Origin of the sequence: Burkholderia sp. AU32262, from assembly GCF_020419985.1 — a bacterium.
Taxonomy (GTDB): domain Bacteria; phylum Pseudomonadota; class Gammaproteobacteria; order Burkholderiales; family Burkholderiaceae; genus Burkholderia; species Burkholderia semiarida.
The window spans coordinates 12256-29027 of record NZ_JAIZRS010000041.1 but is presented as its reverse complement, the minus strand read 5'-3'; the positions used below and the strand labels follow the sequence as shown (position 1 = coordinate 29027).

Here is a 16772-nt window from a genome sequence, read left to right as displayed (position 1 = left end):
GTCCGATCGATCGGGCGTTTTCGGATCACCGGCGTGCGGCGACGAGAAGCCGGTTTCGACGGCCCCTCGTGCCTCAAACAATGCCCGGATTCAATGCGGCAACCGCACGTCGAACTTGAACGTCGCGAGCCGCGCGGCGAGGATGAAGCCGGTCGCGAGCAGCACGCTGTACACCGAGTCGAACTGCAGCCACACGAGCAGCAGGTAGAACCAGCAGCCGACGAACGCGCAGGTCGCGTACGGCCGCGAATCGCGCAGGATCAGCGGGATGTCGTTGCACAGCACGTCGCGGACGATCCCGCCGACCACGCCGGTAATCACGCCCATCATCACCGCGATGAAGCGCGGCATTTCGGCGTCGAGTGCGATCGACGTGCCCGAGATGCTGAAGATGCCGAGCCCGATCGCGTCGGCAATCAGCAGCAGCCGTTCGGCCGACAGCCGCGACAGCATCCGCAGCACGAACGGCGCGAACAGCGCGAGCACGAAGATCGCGATCACGTAGTCGTCGTGCACGACCCAGTAGAACGGCCGGCGCTCGAGCAGGATGTCGCGCAGCGTGCCGCCGCCGAAGGCGGTCGCGAGCGCGACGACGAACGTGCCGACCGAGTCGAGGCGGTTCTTGCGTGCCTCGATGAACCCCGAAATCGCGAATGCGAGCGTGGCGATCGCCTCCAGTACTGCGATCGCGAGCGTCAGCCTAGGATGCGGCACGCGGCCCCCGGTCGGCCGGCGTCGCATGCGGCTGCAGCAGCACGAGCACCGCGCCCGCGCCGCCGTCGTGGCCGCGCGCCTCGCAGAATGCGATCACTTCCTCCTTCTGCACGAGCCAGGCGCGCACCTTGCCCTTCAGCACGGGTTCCTTGCCGATCGAGCCGAGCCCCTTGCCGTGGATCACGCGCAGGCAGCGCAGCCCTTTCTTGCCGGCTTCGCGGATGAATTCGGCGAGCGCGTCGCGCGCCTCGTCGCGCCGCATGCCGTGCAGATCGATCTGTGCCTGCACGATCCACGCACCGCTCCTCAGCCTGCGCACGACGTCGCGGCTGATGCCGGGGCGGTGGTAATACAGCGAGTCGTCGCTGTCGAGCAGCGTCTCGGGATCGAACTCGTCGGACAGCGTCGCGTTCAGCACGGCTTGCTCGTCGCGCTGCGTCTGCTTCGGCACCGGGTCGGGCGGCGTGCGGCCCGACGACGCGCGCGGCGGCGCGTTCAGCGGCCGGATCGCGCCGATCTCGTTGCGGAACAGATTCGCGTCGGCTTCCGCCTTGCGCTCGGCCTTCTCGGTTTCGATGCGCGCGCGTTCGCGACGATCGGCTTCGCCTTGCAGCGACTTGCGCAACGCGCCGAGGCCCGCGAGGCCCTGGCCGCGCAACGCGGCCGCGTCGAGGGCGGGCGGCGGCGCCTCGGGCGCCGGGGTCACGGGGCGGGCGGCGATCTTCCGCTTCGCGGGATCGCTCGGGTGGGGCTGGTTCTTCGCCATGATTCGGTAACGGGGCAGGCGCGTTCGGGCGCGCGGGCAGAAAAAAAGCCGCTGCGCGGCGGCAGCGGCTTTCCGGTCGAGCCCGCTTCGCGGCAGCGGACGCCATTGTAGCGCCCGCCGCGGCGAGGCTCCCGGCTTACTTCTTGTCGTGCAGGCTCTCGAGGTAGCGCTGCGCGTCGAGCGCGGCCATGCAGCCCGTGCCCGCGCTGGTGATCGCCTGGCGATACACGTTGTCCTGCACGTCGCCTGCCGCGAACACGCCCGGCACGCTCGTCGACGTCGCGTTGCCTTGCAGGCCGCTCTTCGTCAGGATGTAGCCGTCCTTCATTTCGAGCTGGCCCTGGAACAGGTCGGTGTTCGGCTTGTGGCCGATCGCGACGAACACGCCCTGCACGTGCAGGTCTTCCGTCGCGCCGGTCTTCACGTTCTTGATGCGCAGGCCCGTGACGCCCGACTCCTCGCCGGTCACTTCGTCGAGCACGTGATCCCACTTGATGTCGACGACGCCTTCCTTCTGCTTCTCCAGCAGGCGGTCGATCAGGATCGGCTCCGCGCGGAACTTGTCGCGGCGGTGGATCACGGTGACCTTCTTCGCGATGCCGGTCAGGTACAGCGCTTCCTCGACGGCCGTATTGCCGCCGCCGATCACCGCGACTTCCTGGTTGCGGTAGAAGAAGCCGTCGCAGGTCGCGCAGGCGGACACGCCCTTGCCCATGAACGCTTCCTCGGACGGCAGGCCGAGATACTGCGCGGATGCGCCGGTCGCGATGATCAGCGAGTCGCACGTGTATTCGCCCGAGTCGCCGATCAGGCGGATCGGCTTTTCGTGCAGCTTCGCGGTGTGGATGTGGTCGAAGACGATTTCGGTGTTGAAGCGCTCCGCGTGCTCCTGGAAGCGCGCCATCAGTTCCGGGCCTTGCACGCCCTTCGCGTCCGCCGGCCAGTTTTCGACATCGGTCGTGGTCATCAGCTGGCCGCCCTGCGCGATGCCGGTGATCAGCACCGGGGACAGATTGGCGCGTGCTGCGTAGACGGCGGCCGTGTAGCCGGCGGGGCCGGAACCGAGAATCAGGACTTTGGCGTGTTTGGGCGTGGACATATGCGAATCCGTAAAAGGCGGCCGCGGCGGGCGGGGTAGGGCTCGCCGTACGATCCGGGTTGACCGGGATGCCGTCATAGATGGGTATCAGACGCGCATTATAAAGGCCCCGTTGCTGCGCTGCCGAACGAGAGTTTCAATCGTGGCGATAGCGTTTGGCGGCCTGTCGTCCGTACCGGGGCGGCGGGGCGGGCGGCGGTTTGCCATGTGGCGGCGCGTTGTCGCAGGGGCGGGCATCCGGCCGGCTGGCAGCCGCCGGCCGCGCCGGTTGGGCGCCCCGTTCCCGCCATGTAACCGTCATTTACACTTGGCGGCGCGATGCAGCGTTTACAATAAGCGCGATCGAACGACAGGCGGGCGCACGGCCCGTCCTCTTTATACGGATTCATGGCAAAAGCTCCTTATTCCGCCCAGGCACAGGCGTTGCCGCACCGGATGTCGAAGCTCCTCACGGAGATCCGCTGGATTCTCCAGGTCGCGCTCTGCGCCTTTCTGGTGATGGCCCTGCTGAGCTACAGCCGGCGCGATCCGAGCTGGACGCATGCCGCCCAGGTCGATCACATCTCGAACTGGGCCGGCCGCGTCGGCGCGTGGACCGCCGACATCATCCTGCTGCTGTTCGGCCTGTCGGCCTACTGGCTGATCGTGCCGCTCGGGCGGCGCATCGCCGTCAACTACCGCCGCATCACGCGTCACGAGGCGATTCCCGACGAACCGGAGCGGCCGATCGGCTGGCTCACCGAAATCTTTGCGTTCGTGCTGGTCGTGCTCGCCTGCGACGGCATCGAGGCGTTGCGCATGTGGTCGCTGAAGGTGCAGTTGCCGCGCGCGCCGGGCGGCGTCGTCGGCGAGGCCGTCGCGGGCGCGATGTCGCATGCGTTCGGCTTCACGGGCGGCACGCTGCTGCTGCTGATCGCGCTCGCGATCGGCCTGTCGCTGTATTTCCGCTTCTCATGGCTGTCGGTCGCCGAGCGCGTCGGCGGCGCGATCCTGTCCGCCGTCAACGTCGCGAAGCTGCGCCGCGAGGCCGAGCGCGACCGCAAGCTCGGCGAGGCCGCGGCGGTGCGCCGCGAAGGCAAGGTCGAAGAGGAGCGCGTGCGCATCGAGGATCACGAGCCGGTGACGATCGTGCCGCCGGTCGTCACGCCGGCGAAGTCCGAGCGCGTCGAGCGCGAGCGCCAGGTGCCGCTCTTTACCGACCTGCCCGGCGATTCGACGCTGCCGCCGGTGTCGCTGCTCGACCCGGCGCCGAAGACGCAGGAAGCGATTTCCGCCGATACGCTCGAATTCACGTCGCGCCTGATCGAGAAGAAGCTGAAGGACTTCGGCGTCGAGGCGAGCGTCGTCGCCGCGTATCCGGGCCCGGTCGTCACGCGCTACGAAATCGAGCCGGCCACCGGCGTGAAGGGCAGCCAGATCGTCAACCTCGCGAAGGATCTCGCGCGTTCGCTGTCGCTCGTGTCGATCCGCGTGGTCGAGACGATTCCCGGCAAGAACTACATGGCGCTCGAGCTGCCGAACCAGCGCCGCCAGACGGTGCATCTGTCCGAGATCATCGGCTCCGAGGTGTATGCGGCCGCGCCGTCGGCGCTGACGCTGAGCCTCGGCAAGGACATCGGCGGCAAGCCGGTGTGCGCGGATCTCGCGAAGATGCCGCACTTGCTCGTGGCCGGCACGACCGGCTCGGGCAAGTCGGTCGGGATCAACGCGATGATCCTGTCGCTGTTGTACAAGGCCACCGCCGAGCAGGTGCGCCTGATCCTGATCGATCCGAAGATGCTCGAAATGAGCGTCTACGAAGGCATTCCGCACCTGCTGTGCCCGGTCGTCACCGACATGCGCCAGGCCGGCCATGCGCTGAACTGGACGGTCGCGGAGATGGAGCGCCGCTACAAGCTGATGAGCAAGCTCGGCGTGCGCAACCTTGCGGGCTACAACAACAAGATCGACGATGCGGCCAAGCGCGAGGAGAAGATTCCGAACCCGTTCAGCCTGACGCCGGACGATCCCGAGCCGCTCGGCCGCCTGCCGAACATCGTCGTCGTGATCGACGAGCTGGCCGACCTGATGATGGTCGTCGGCAAGAAGGTCGAGGAACTGATCGCGCGGATCGCGCAGAAGGCGCGTGCGGCCGGCATCCACCTGATCCTCGCGACGCAGCGCCCGTCGGTCGACGTGATCACGGGCCTGATCAAGGCGAACGTGCCGACGCGGATCGCGTTCCAGGTGTCGTCGAAGATCGACTCGCGCACGATCCTCGACCAGATGGGCGCCGAATCGCTGCTCGGCATGGGCGACATGCTCTATCTGCCGCCGGGTAGCGGGTTGCCGGTGCGCGTGCACGGCGCGTTCGTCGCCGACGACGAAGTGCATCGCGTCGTCGAGAAGCTCAAGGAGCAGGGCGAGCCGAATTACGTCGAGGGCCTGCTCGAGGGCGGCACCGCCGACGGCGACGAGGGCTCGGCCGGTGCGGGAACCGGCGAAGGCGGCGGCGAGTCTGATCCGCTGTACGACCAGGCGGTCGAGATCGTCATCAAGAACCGCCGCGCGTCGATCTCGCTCGTGCAGCGTCATCTGCGGATCGGCTACAACCGCGCGGCGCGGCTGCTCGAGCAGATGGAGCAGTCGGGGCTCGTGTCGGCGATGTCGTCGAGCGGCAACCGCGAAATTCTTGTGCCGGCGCGCGACGCGGAATGAGTCCGCGGCGCCCGCAGCGCCGGCCACCCAGGGAGAAAACCGCAATATGCAGCAACTTTCGTTCGTCCCTTCCCTTCGTTCGACGCGGCGCTGGCTCGGCGCGGCGCTCGCCGGCGCATCGCTGATGCTCGCGGCGACGCACGCGTTCGCGGGCGGCACCGAGCAACTGAAGGCCTTCGTGTCGCAGGTGCGTTCGGCGAAGGGCGATTTCACGCAGCAGATCGTCAAGGCGCCCGCCAAGGGCGCGAGCGCCGCGCAGGCCGCGCCGAAGCCCACCGACAATTCGAGCGGCACGTTCGTGTTCGCGCGGCCGGGCAAGTTCATCTGGACGTATCAGAAGCCGTACCAGCAGGTGCTGCAGGCCGACGGCGACAAGCTCTACGTGTACGACCGCGACCTGAACCAGGTCACCGAGCGCAAGCTGAACGGCGCGCTGGGCGCGAGCCCGGCCGCGATCCTGTTCGGCAGCAACGATCTCGACAAGAGCTACACGCTGCGCGATGCGGGCGAGAAGGGCGGCATCGAGTGGCTCGAGATGCTGCCGAAGGCGCAGGACACGCAGTTCCAGCGGATCGGCATCGGCTTCCGCAACGGCACGCTCGCCGCGATGGAGTTGCACGACGTGTTCGGCAACGTCACGCTCTTGACCTTCACGAACATCCAGACGAACCCGTCGCTGAAGGGCGATACGTTCAAGTTCGTGGTGCCGAAGGGTGCGGACGTGATCAACGGCTGACGTTCGTTGCGCCGTTTTCCCGACACGGGCCTGCCGTCAACGGCAGGCCCGTGTTGTTTGGGGGCGCGTGCAACAGACGCGAGTACCGGCGCGGGCACCAGATGCGTGTACCAGCCCCGGCGGCGCGCTCGCTCGGCTGTCATAATGTCGGGTCCGGCGGCCGGTTCGGCCGCTACCGTTTGATGTGGAGCGAGGGTTCATGTCCGACCTGTTTCAAGTCGAGCCGCGCCGCCCGCTCGCCGAGGCGCTGCGGCCGAAAACGCTCGCCGAGGTGATCGGCCAGACGCATTTGCTGGGCGAAGGCAAGCCGCTGCGGCTCGCGTTCGAATCCGGCAAGCCGCATTCGATGATCCTGTGGGGGCCGCCCGGCGTCGGCAAGACGACGCTCGCGCGGCTCACCGCGCTCGCGTTCGACTGCGAATTCATCGCGCTGTCCGCGGTGCTCGGCGGCGTGAAGGACATCCGCGAGTCGATGGAGCAGGCGAAGGACACGCTGAACCGCACCGGCCGCCACACGATCCTGTTCGTCGACGAGATCCACCGTTTCAACAAGGGGCAGCAGGATGCGCTGCTGCCGTTCGTCGAATCGGGCCTCGTGACCTTCATCGGCGCGACGACCGAAAACCCGAGTTTCGAGGTCAATTCGGCGTTGCTGTCGCGGGCGCAGGTGTACGTGCTGAAATCGCTGAACGACGACGAGATGCGCCAGTTGCTCAAGCGTGCGCAGGAAATCGCGCTCGACGGCCTCGCGTTCGACGACAAGGCGGTCGATACGCTGATCGGCTATGCGGACGGCGACGCGCGCCGCTTCCTGAACCTGCTCGAACAGGCGCAGACGGCGGCGACGTCGGCCGGCGTCGCGACGATCGATGCCGATTTCGTCGGCAGCGCGATGACGCTGAATGCGCGCCGCTTCGACAAGGGCGGCGACAACTTCTACGACCAGATTTCGGCGCTGCACAAGTCGGTGCGCGGCTCGAGCCCGGACGGCGCGCTGTATTGGTTCTGCCGGATGATCGACGGCGGCGCGGATCCGAAGTATCTCGCGCGGCGCATCGTCCGGATGGCGTGGGAAGACATCGGTCTGGCCGATCCGCGCGCGTTGCAGGTGGCGAACGACGCGGCCGAAACCTACGAGCGGCTCGGCTCGCCGGAAGGCGAGCTCGCGCTCGGGCAGGCCGTCATCTATCTCGCGTGCGCGGCGAAGAGCAACGCCGGGTACAACGCGTTCAACCAGGCGATGGCGTTCGTGAAGCAGGACAAGTCGCGCGAGGTGCCCGTGCATCTGCGCAACGCGCCGACCAAGCTGATGAAGGAACTCGGCTACGGCCACGCCTATCGTTACGCGCACGACGAGCCGAACGCGTACGCGGCCGGCGAGACGTATCTGCCGGACGGAATGCGCGAGCCGCGCTGGTACCAGCCGGTGCCGCGCGGGCTCGAATCGAAGATCGCCGAGAAGCTCGCGTGGCTGCGCGAGCTCGATCGCGAGGCGGGCAAGAAGGACTGATCGGACTGATGGCGCCGCGCGGGCCGGTTCGATCCGCGCAGCCGTGGACGCATCAGCGCTTGCGGCCCGGCTGCTGTTTCTTCCAGTATTCGAACGGCTCTTCGTGGCATTCGATATCGAGTTCGGCGACCCGCGCATGCAGGCGTTCCTGCGCGTCGGCGATCGCGAGGTTGTAGATCGCCGGTGCGATCTCCTGAATGAAGAAATGGAGCAGCGCGCCGGCCTGGATGTTGCCGATCGGCTCGTCCATGTTTTCCGTGAAATAACGTTGCAGCGACGTGATCGCGCGGTCGCGCACGTCCTTGTCGAGTTCGATGGTCATCGGATTCCTTCGCGTGCTGTGACGCGGAGCCGGCGCTCCGCCTGATACGGTTGCCGCCCGCCGGGGCGGACATGTTGCGATCCGTCATGACGACGCGCGCGGCAATTCGCCGTCCGCCGATGCGGCGGCCCGGCAATGCGATACTGCCATGGCCGGCCGTTTGCGGCATTGTCCGTCCGGCCAACGCCGTGGCGGCCGCGGGGTGCGTTAGAATTCCCGTCTTACACAACGATTTTCCAAGTCCTCCCATGCTCGACATCCAGTTGCTGCGCAAAGACCTCGACGGCGTCGCCAAGCGCCTCGCCGATCGCGGCTACACCCTCGACGTCGCCGCGTTCTCCGCACTCGAAGCGGAACGCCGTGCGATCCAGACCCACACCGAAGAGCTCCAGGCGCGCCGCAACAGCTTGTCGAAGCAGATCGGCGCGATGAAGGGGAAGGGCGAGGACACGTCGGCCGTGATGGCCGAGGTCGGCGGGATCGGCGACGAAATGAAGGCGTCGGAAGCCAGGCTCGGCGACATCCAGGCGCGCCTGTCCGAGCTGATGCTGGGCATGCCGAACGTCGCGCACGAAAGCGTGCCGGTCGGCAAGGACGAAGCCGACAACGTCGAGGTGCGCCGCTGGGGCACGCCGCGCCAGTTCGACTTCGCGGTGAAGGATCACGTCGACGTCGGCACGCCGCTCGGCCTCGATTTCGAGACGGGCGCGAAGCTCGCCGGCGCGCGCTTCACGATGCTGCGCGGCCCGATCGCGCGCCTGCATCGCGCACTCGCGCAGTTCATGATCGACACGCACACGCAGCAGCACGGCTATACCGAAACGTACACGCCGTACATCGTGAACCCGGAGATCCTGTACGGCACGGGCCAACTGCCGAAGTTCGCGGACGACATGTTCCGCGTCGAGAAGGGCGGCGAGGAGAACAAGGTCACGCAATACCTGATCTCCACGTCCGAGATTTCGCTGACGAACACCGTGCGCGAATCGATCGTCGACGCATCCGCGCTGCCGATCAAGCTCACCGCGCATTCCCCGTGCTTCCGCTCGGAAGCCGGGTCGTACGGCCGCGACACGCGCGGGATGATCCGTCAGCACCAGTTCGACAAGGTCGAGATGGTGCAGGTCGTCGCGCCCGAAACGTCGTATGCGGCGCTCGACGAGATGGTCGGCCACGCGGAAGCGATCCTGCAGAAGCTCGGCCTGCCGTACCGCGTGATCACGCTGTGCACGGGCGACATGGGCTTCTCGGCCGCGAAGACGTTCGACCTCGAGGTGTGGCTGCCCGCGCAGAACACCTACCGCGAAATCTCGAGCTGCTCGAACACCGAGGCGTTCCAGGCGCGCCGGATGCAGGCGCGGTTCCGCAACGCACAGGGCAAGCCCGAACTCGTGCACACGCTGAACGGTTCGGGTCTGGCGGTCGGCCGGACGCTCGTCGCGGTGCTGGAGAACTACCAGAACGCGGACGGCTCGGTCACGGTGCCGGAAGTGCTGCGTCCGTACATGGGCGGCATGGAGCGTATCGACGCGCCGGCGCAGGTGTCCTAACGCGGGCCTGCCGAAGCCCTCGCAAAAAAATTTGCCGAAGGGGCTTGTCAGGCGCGAAGCGATCGTCTTATAATCTTTTTCTCGCGGAAACGACCAGCCGCGAGATGCAGTAAGGAAGGAGAGGTGGCAGAGTGGTCGAATGTACCTGACTCGAAATCAGGCGTACGGTTTCCCCGTACCGTGGGTTCGAATCCCACCCTCTCCGCCAAAATACGAAGCCCCTTGATCCGGAAGGATCAAGGGGTTTTTCGTTTTGGGTCGCCGGTGCAATGTGCCGATTGCCGATTGCCGATGCAGTGACAGCGGGCGGGCTACCGGCGCATCGGATCGTGCGGATGCCGATAGCAGCGCGATCGTGCCGCATCTTCAATGCAGGCTCGCTGCATGACGACTACTACCACCGCTTCGTGCCGCACCGACTGTCGGAAGTCCTGACGGTTGTTGCATTGCTGCCTCCCGTCGTCACGGGGTCATGTTCCTGCTGCCGGAAACGGTGTGACGGGCTCGCTTCGGCACCGCGCGTGCGAAACCGGACGCCGGCGCCCGAACCGTTTCAAGCGGTGCCCGCCGGTTTCCACACCGTCCTCGCCGAACCGTCACGCCGCAGCCGGATACTGCGCCAGCACCTTGTCTCGGATCGACGGCTTGATGTTCGATTGCGCCATGTCGCCGCGATAGTGCGCGACGACACGCGGGTTCATCACGCGATACCAGAGCGGCGGCACGTACGCGAGCAGGATCATCGTCGCGTAGCCGGCCGGCAATTGCGGCGCATCGTCGAAGTGGCGCAGCGCCTGGTACGAGCGCGTCGGATTCGCGTGATGGTCGGCGTGTCGCTGCAACTGGTACAGGAACAGGTTCGTGACGACGTGATTGCTGTTCCACGAATGCTGCGGCGTGCAGCGTTCGTAGCGGCCGCTCGGCAGCTTGCGGCGGCCGAGCCCGTAGTGCTCGACGTAGTTCACCACTTCGAGCAGCGAAGCGCCGTAGACGGCCTGGATCACGAGGAACGGGATCACGATCTTGCCGGCCATCGCGATCGCGATGCCCCATACGATCGCGGTCATCGCCCACGCGTGCAGCACTTCGTTGCGCCACGTCCACGGCGAACGCCCGAGGCGCTCGAGGCGGGTTTTTTCGAGTCGCCATGCCGAGCGGATGCTGCCCGTCACCGTGCGCGGCAGGAACGCCCAGAACGATTCGCCATAGCACGCGCTCGCCGGGTCCTCGGCGGTCGCGACGCGCACGTGATGGCCGCGGTTGTGCTCGACGTAGAAGTGGCCGTACGCGACCGGTGCGAGCGTGATCTTCGCGAGCCAGCGTTCGAAGCGGTCGGTCTTGTGCCCGAGCTCGTGCGCGGTATTGATCGAGATGCCCGTCGCGGCGCCGAGCGACAGCGCGAAGCCGACATAGTCGTACCAAGCGAGCGCGTGCGTGCCGACGATCCACACGCACATGAAGAACGCCACGTATTCGACGAAAGTCGCGAGATAGACGATGTACCGGTAATAGCGCTCGCGTTCGAGATGCGGCACGACGGCTTCGGGCGGATTGTCGCGATCGTCGCCGATGAGCGTGTCGAGAATCGGGATCACGCCGAACGCGAACAGCGGACCGAACCACCAGAACACATGGAAGCCCGTCGACAGCGCGAGCTGCGCGGCGAGGATCGGCAGCGTGATCGTCAGCGCGCCGAGCAGCCACAGGTAACGCTTGCCATCCGACCAGCTCGAAGCCGATCCGTCGGTCGTTGCCATTGTCTCCCTCCAGTCGGCCGGCCCGCAGGCGGCCGCATGCAAGATCTTCGAATCCTCGTGGTCCGCGACGCGCGCGGCGGCCCCCGGATCGTCGCCCGGATCTGCCTGTTATACGACCGGCGTGCGCGCTTGCCAAACCCCCGCGCTAGGCGTGACGCTCCAAACGCCGGAGCATGCACCACGCGCGTATCGAAGCGCCCAGGCGCGCCGATTGAAACATGCAGGTAGGGGCGAATCTGTCCGTGGGTTGGCGCGTTCGTCAGATGAATGGCCCGGCGCGTGATGCGCGCATGCCGATGTGATGCGGCGGCAACAAATGTTGCATCGCAATAAAAAGGCCAGCGAAGTATTGCTGCAGCGCGTGTTTCGTTTGCTTGTATTACGTCGCATTACGGCCGCGGCAAGGCAATGCAACGCGGCTCGAAACCGGGGGGCCGCGCATCGCAAGGAGAACGAGGCGAAGCGCTGGATCACGACAGCACATTTACCGTCCAACAATCTGCGCCGATGCGCCGATGCTGCACGTGCACACCGATCGGTGCGGGTCGTCGCCGATGACCTCCGCCGCCTTTCGATCCGCGCCGCCGTTTGAAAATTACGATTTGACTCATGCCCCGCTTTCGGTTGAAGCTACTAGCTTGCTGTCCGAAGGGGGCTGTGCCTGCATGAGTTCGACCTTGACCGTTCGTCGTATCGCTGCCGATCAGGGCGGCGTGTATCGCGAACTCCGCGCTGCATCGCTGCGTGAGCCCTACGCGCCCGGCGAAGCGCCGGAGGCCGAATTGCTGACCGTCGAAACGGACGCAGCGTCGGCGATCGCCGCGCAGCGCGCCGTGTCCGACGAGTCGACGACTTTCCTGCTGTACACCGAAGGCCATCCGGCCGGCATGATCGGCGCGTATTTCGACAACACGCCCGATCGGCGCGCGTTCGTCAGCGAACTGTGGGTCGCGCATGCGGTGCGTCACCTGCGCGGTGGCGTGCTGCTGCTGGAGACGGCCACTGCATGGCTCGCCGAGCGCGGCGCCACCGACGTCTACGCGTGGATCGCCGATGCGAACCGCAATGCGATCCGTTTCTACGAGCGTGCGGGTTTCGGCAACACCGGCGAACATGCGCCGATCGCGCGGATGCCCGGCGCGATGAAATCGCTGTTCGTGTCGCAGGTAAAGCACTGACGCTGTCCCGACACGCCAGCCGGGCGGCGCGATGACAGCGCGATCGGCCGCTGGCCTGCCCGCCTGCCGGTTGCGCGTCCGCCCGGGCCGCCGCAACCCCGAGTCCCAAAAATAATGGCCGCACGCGTGGACGCCTGTAAAATACGCAAAAAATTTTTGCAGAGTGTCCATGTCGCTTAAAAAATCGCCATTCTTCGAGCTGCGCAGCGGATCGGTCGATACGTTGCTGTTCACCGTGAAGACGACCGATCTCGATGCGTTGCGTGCCGAACTGGTCAAGCGCTTCGAAGCGACTCCCGAGTTTTTTGCCGACGATGTCGTCGCGATCGACGTCCGCCGCCTGGCTGACGGCGAACGCGTCGCGCTCGCGGACATCCGCCAGATGCTGAACGACGTGCGGATGCGTCCGGTGGGCGTCGTCGCGCTGGCCACGCAGGGCTGGGCGGGGGAAGCCGGCCTGCCGTTGCTGGAGGCGCGCGATCGCCGCGCGCCGGCCGCGAAACCTGCCGACGAAGCGGAACCGGCGGCCGTGCCAGCCGTCGACACCGCCGCCGCTGGGGAAGCCGAAGCGGCGCCCGAACAGTCGCCGGAACCCGCGCCGGCGCTCGGGCAAGCCGGTGCGCAGACGCTGGTGATCGACCGGCCGTTGCGTTCGGGGCAGCAGATTTACGCGAAAGGGGACCTCGTGGTGCTCGCGCCGGTCAGTCACGGCGCGGAGATCATCGCGGAAGGCAATATTCATATCTACGCGCCGTTGCGCGGCCGTGCACTCGCCGGCGTGCACGGCAATCACGACGCGCGCATTTTCTGCACGTGTCTCGAACCGGAACTGATTTCGATCGCGGGTATCTATCGAACCACCGAGAACCCGCTGCCCGCCGACGTACTGGGCAAATCGGTGCAGATCCGGCTCGAAGAGGAAAAACTGATGATCGAACCGCTGCGCCTGACGTAATCCACGCGGTGCGCTCCGGATCGATCGGCTCTCATTGACGAACACAGGGTATTGGGTAAATGGCAAAAATCATCGTGGTGACCTCGGGCAAGGGCGGCGTGGGCAAGACGACGACGAGCGCGAGCTTCGCGTCGGGTCTCGCGCTGCGCGGCCACAAGACGGCCGTGATCGACTTCGACGTCGGCCTGCGCAACCTCGATCTCATCATGGGCTGCGAGCGTCGCGTCGTGTATGACCTCGTGAACGTGATCCAGGGCGAAGCGAACCTGAACCAGGCGCTGATCAAGGACAAGAAGTGCGAGAACCTGTTCATCCTGCCGGCGTCGCAGACGCGCGACAAGGATGCGCTGACGCGCGACGGCGTCGAGAAGGTGCTGAACGACCTCGTCGCGATGGACTTCGAATACATCGTCTGCGATTCGCCGGCCGGTATCGAAGCCGGCGCGCTGCACGCGATGTACTTCGCGGACGAAGCACTGATCGTCACGAACCCGGAAGTGTCGTCGGTGCGCGATTCGGATCGCATTCTCGGCATCCTGTCGTCGAAGACGAAGCGCGCGACGGAAGGCAAGGAGCCGATCAAGGAACACCTGCTGATCACGCGTTACAGCCCGAAGCGCGTGAGCGAAGGCGAGATGCTGTCGCTCGAGGACATCAGCGAGATCCTGCGCATCAAGCTGATCGGCGTGGTGCCCGAGTCGGAAGCCGTGCTGCACGCATCGAACCAGGGTCTGCCGGCCGTGCATATCGACGGTACCGACGTCGCCGAAGCGTACAAGGACGTCGTCGCCCGCTTTCTCGGCGAGGACAAGCCGCTGCGCTTCACCGATTACCAGAAGCCGGGCCTGCTGCAGCGCCTCTTCGGCAGCAAGTAACGGAGGCCGCCCATGTCCATCCTTTCGTTTCTCCTCGGCGAGAAGAAGAAGTCCGCATCGGTCGCGAAGGAGCGCCTGCAGCTCATCATCGCGCACGAGCGGGTCGGCGGCCGGCCGCCGGCCGATTACCTGCCGGCGCTGCAGAAGGAACTCGTCGCGGTCATCTCGAAGTACGTCCATATTTCGGACGATGACATTCGCGTGAGCCTCGAGCGCCAGGACGATCTCGAAGTCCTCGAAGTGAAGATCGAGATTCCGCAAGCCTGACGCTTGCGCGTGTCCCTCCGCACGGCGGCGCCCGCCGCCGTGCGCGTCTTACGCCCTGTTGCACTTTCGGGTACGCCGTAACACGGCGCCTGTCGGCCGTCATCCCCCGTCGCGCATTGAACGAATACGCTCGCGTAACTTGTTCAACCAGGAGGTTGTGATGGCTGTCTCTACCGTTTCACGTCGTCTCGTTTCGCTCGCGCTGTTCGCCGCGGGCCTGTCAGCCGTCGTCGCGCCGTTTGCCGCGCATGCGGACGAAATTCTCGTCGGCACGCCCGTGATCGCGCCGCAGGGGCGCATGGTCATCGCCGAGCCGGTCGCCGTGCGTACCGAGGAAGTCGTCGTCGTCGCGCCGAATGCGCCGCCGCCCGTGCGCTACGAGGTCGTACCGGCCACGCGCGTGGGCTACGTGTGGGAGCGCGGGCACTGGCGCTGGGATCATGGCCGCTACGTGTGGATCGGCGGTCACTGGGAAACCGAACGCGTCGGCATGCACTGGGTGCCGGGCCACTGGGATCAGCGCGGCCCGAACTGGTTCTGGACGCGTGGCCACTGGGCTTGAGGCAGGCGTGCGATGAAAAGAACCGCAATCGCCATCGCGCTCGTCGCGATCACGCTGGCCGGGTGCATCGTCGTGCCGGCGCGGCCGGTCTACTACCGGCCGGCGCCCGTCGTGATCTATTGAGTGTCGCGCGGGCCGGGTTGGGCCGGGGCGTCTGCGCCGGTCGCAGCCGGCGGCCCGGTATCGTCCGACGCCGGTGTCGGCGCGGCGCGGTCGGCCGCCGCCGCGGCGGCCGGCTCGTCGCCGCCTTCGTCGCGCAGCGTATCGAGCGGGTCGGCGGGGGCCGCGTTTTCATCCTGGGGTTCGGCAACGTTGCTCGCGGTGGCTGCCGTCGCTGCAGCGGCCGCGACGGGAGGCGCGAGATAGCGCTGCGCAAGCGTTTCGTAGAGCGGCGGCGCGAAAAAGCGCGAGACCCGGCTCGATACCAGCGCGGTCGCCATCAGCGAAATCACGAGCGCATGCCCGTTGATCATTTCCATCACGATCACGAACGACGTGATCGGCGACTGCGTGACGGCCGCCAGATAGCCGACCATCGCAAGTGCGATCAGCATCGGCAGGCTCATGTTGCTGAACACGGCGTGCAGCAGGTTGCCGAAGCCGGCACCGATCGACAGCGACGGCGCGAAGATCCCGCCCGGGATGCCCGGCAGGTACGACGCGACCATCGACACCATCTTCAGGAACGGATAGAACACCGACAGATGCTGACTGCCGTCGAGGAGGCCGCGCGCCTCGGCGTAGCCGCTACCGAACGTCGTGCCGCCGGATACGAGCCCCACGACGGCGATCAGGAAGCCGCACAGCGCGGCGAACCTGATCGGCCGCTCGCGATACAGGCCCAGCAGTTGCGCGGGCAGCCAGCGCCCCGTGTTGAGCAGCAGCCAGCAGAACAGGCCGCCCGCGATGCCCGTCACGATCGCGGTGACCAGCACCGCCACCGCCAGCAGTTTCGGGAAATGGAGGCCGGCGTTGATCGTGCCGAAATACGTGTAGTTGCCGTTCAGCCCGAGCGCCACGACGCCGGCGAGGATGATCGCGGTGATCAGTACGCCGCTGGCGCGCGCGGAGAAGCTGCGGGTCAGTTCCTCGATCGCGAACACAATGCCGGCGAGCGGCGTATTGAACGCGGCCGACAGCCCGGCTGCCGCGCCGGCCAATACGAGCTGGCGTTCGATCTGCGCGTTCGAGCGCGGGTAGAAGCGCCGCAGGTTGAACATCAGCGCCGCGCCGACCTGCACGGTCGGCCCTTCGCGGCCGATCGTGAAGCCGCCGAGGATGCCGAGGAACGAGATCAGTACCTTGCCGAACAGGATGCGCAGCGTCAGCAAGCGGGCGCCGAACGCGCTCGGCCGCGCATGCAGTGTCGCGATCACCTGCGGGATGCCGCTGCCCTCGGCGCCGCGGAAGAAGCGGCGCGTGATCCATGCCGACAGCGCGGCGATCGCCGGCGTCAGCAGCAGCGGCAGCCACACGGCGTGATCGCGCATCGCGCGGAAAGACTCGTAGCCCCAGTCGATCAATCGGGCGTACAGGACGGCCGCGAGCCCGACGACGATCGCCCCGAGCCAGAAGACACCATATTGACGCCAGATTCGCAGCGAGCGGCGGGTGAGGGCGGGAAACAGCGCGGGAAGGGCGGGGCGCGGCATTGGCTCGGGCCGGAGGGCAAAGAGGGAATTATAAAAAGAACCGGATGCCAGCGGGACCTCGGAAGCCGGTAGGGAATGACAAAAATCCACAAAATAGATGCAATTTGTTGCAAATGTAATGCTCGCGTAATG

Annotated in this window: 16 protein-coding genes and 1 tRNA gene; 11 read left to right on the top strand and 6 right to left on the bottom strand. The window is 66.4% G+C overall.

Translation table 11 applies throughout. From position 1 onward, the window contains the following. Window positions 1-90 precede the first annotated feature (90 nt). The 3 genes from LGN10_RS31495 to trxB all read right to left on the bottom strand — a co-directional run bounded on the left by LGN10_RS31495 (window position 91) and on the right by trxB (window position 2579). Entirely contained in the window at window positions 91-741 is a 651-nt protein-coding gene (locus LGN10_RS31495; RefSeq protein WP_059574124.1) for a trimeric intracellular cation channel family protein, read from the bottom strand. Beyond that, window positions 701-1480, bottom strand: a complete 780-nt coding sequence (locus tag LGN10_RS31490; protein ID WP_059574123.1) for a Smr/MutS family protein — start codon at window positions 1478-1480, stop codon at window positions 701-703. Before LGN10_RS31490 ends, LGN10_RS31495 begins: the two co-directional genes overlap by 41 nt. Before the next feature lie 136 nt (window positions 1481-1616). Next, the gene (trxB, locus tag LGN10_RS31485) at window positions 1617-2579 is read right to left on the bottom strand and encodes a thioredoxin-disulfide reductase (RefSeq protein ID WP_059574122.1); all 963 of its coding nucleotides are present in this window, start codon (window positions 2577-2579) and stop codon (window positions 1617-1619) included. A gap of 387 nt (window positions 2580-2966) precedes the next feature. Here trxB and LGN10_RS31480 point away from each other — a divergent pair, with 387 nt between their 5' ends. The 3 genes from LGN10_RS31480 (at window position 2967) to LGN10_RS31470 (ending at window position 7522) form a co-directional block, all read left to right on the top strand. After that, window positions 2967-5276 (top strand): DNA translocase FtsK, encoded by a 2310-nt coding sequence (locus LGN10_RS31480; RefSeq protein WP_059574121.1) that lies wholly within the window; start codon window positions 2967-2969, stop codon window positions 5274-5276. A 46-nt stretch (window positions 5277-5322) separates the two neighbouring features. After that, window positions 5323-6012, top strand: coding sequence for an outer membrane lipoprotein chaperone LolA (lolA, locus tag LGN10_RS31475; protein ID WP_059574120.1), 690 nt, complete (start codon window positions 5323-5325; stop codon window positions 6010-6012). Window positions 6013-6211: 199 nt separating this feature from the next. After that, window positions 6212-7522 carry a replication-associated recombination protein A gene (locus tag LGN10_RS31470; protein ID WP_059574119.1) on the top strand — a complete coding sequence of 437 codons (1311 nt, stop codon included), beginning with the start codon at window positions 6212-6214 and terminating at the stop codon, window positions 7520-7522. Window positions 7523-7574: 52 nt separating this feature from the next. Here LGN10_RS31470 and LGN10_RS31465 read toward each other — a convergent pair whose 3' ends face one another. Beyond that, window positions 7575-7844 (bottom strand): DUF2164 domain-containing protein, encoded by a 270-nt coding sequence (locus tag LGN10_RS31465; protein WP_059574118.1) that lies wholly within the window; start codon window positions 7842-7844, stop codon window positions 7575-7577. Window positions 7845-8092: 248 nt separating this feature from the next. Here LGN10_RS31465 and serS point away from each other — a divergent pair, with 248 nt between their 5' ends. After that, a complete protein-coding gene (gene serS, locus LGN10_RS31460; protein ID WP_089464608.1) occupies window positions 8093-9394 on the top strand; it encodes a serine--tRNA ligase in 1302 nt (433 codons plus the stop codon). A 117-nt stretch (window positions 9395-9511) separates the two neighbouring features. Next, window positions 9512-9602, top strand: a tRNA-Ser gene (locus LGN10_RS31455). A gap of 388 nt (window positions 9603-9990) precedes the next feature. Here LGN10_RS31455 and LGN10_RS31450 read toward each other — a convergent pair. Continuing rightward, window positions 9991-11151 carry an alkane 1-monooxygenase gene (locus LGN10_RS31450; RefSeq protein WP_089464609.1) on the bottom strand — a complete coding sequence of 387 codons (1161 nt, stop codon included), beginning with the start codon at window positions 11149-11151 and terminating at the stop codon, window positions 9991-9993. A 316-nt stretch (window positions 11152-11467) separates the two neighbouring features. On the opposite strand from LGN10_RS31450, the gene LGN10_RS31445 reads away from it, so the two are divergent. From LGN10_RS31445 to LGN10_RS31420, 6 genes are all read left to right on the top strand, one after another. Further along, the gene (locus LGN10_RS31445) at window positions 11468-11743 is read left to right on the top strand and encodes a hypothetical protein (protein ID WP_226093717.1); all 276 of its coding nucleotides are present in this window, start codon (window positions 11468-11470) and stop codon (window positions 11741-11743) included. Then, a complete protein-coding gene (locus LGN10_RS31440; RefSeq protein WP_226093718.1) occupies window positions 11706-12329 on the top strand; it encodes a GNAT family N-acetyltransferase in 624 nt (207 codons plus the stop codon). Before LGN10_RS31445 ends, LGN10_RS31440 begins: the two co-directional genes overlap by 38 nt. A 169-nt stretch (window positions 12330-12498) precedes the next feature. Continuing rightward, window positions 12499-13284, top strand: a complete 786-nt coding sequence (gene minC / locus LGN10_RS31435; RefSeq protein ID WP_059574115.1) for a septum site-determining protein MinC — start codon at window positions 12499-12501, stop codon at window positions 13282-13284. Window positions 13285-13343: 59 nt separating this feature from the next. Further along, the gene (minD, locus tag LGN10_RS31430) at window positions 13344-14159 is read left to right on the top strand and encodes a septum site-determining protein MinD (RefSeq protein ID WP_006476635.1); all 816 of its coding nucleotides are present in this window, start codon (window positions 13344-13346) and stop codon (window positions 14157-14159) included. A gap of 12 nt (window positions 14160-14171) precedes the next feature. Continuing rightward, complete coding sequence (gene minE, locus LGN10_RS31425) at window positions 14172-14426, top strand: cell division topological specificity factor MinE (protein WP_006476634.1); 255 nt, start codon at window positions 14172-14174, stop codon at window positions 14424-14426. A gap of 160 nt (window positions 14427-14586) precedes the next feature. Continuing rightward, complete coding sequence (locus tag LGN10_RS31420) at window positions 14587-14988, top strand: YXWGXW repeat-containing protein (RefSeq protein ID WP_059574114.1); 402 nt, start codon at window positions 14587-14589, stop codon at window positions 14986-14988. 116 nt (window positions 14989-15104) lie between these two features. Here LGN10_RS31420 and LGN10_RS31415 read toward each other — a convergent pair whose 3' ends face one another. Further along, a complete protein-coding gene (locus LGN10_RS31415; protein ID WP_059574113.1) occupies window positions 15105-16640 on the bottom strand; it encodes a chloride channel protein in 1536 nt (511 codons plus the stop codon). Window positions 16641-16772: the final 132 nt, after the last annotated feature.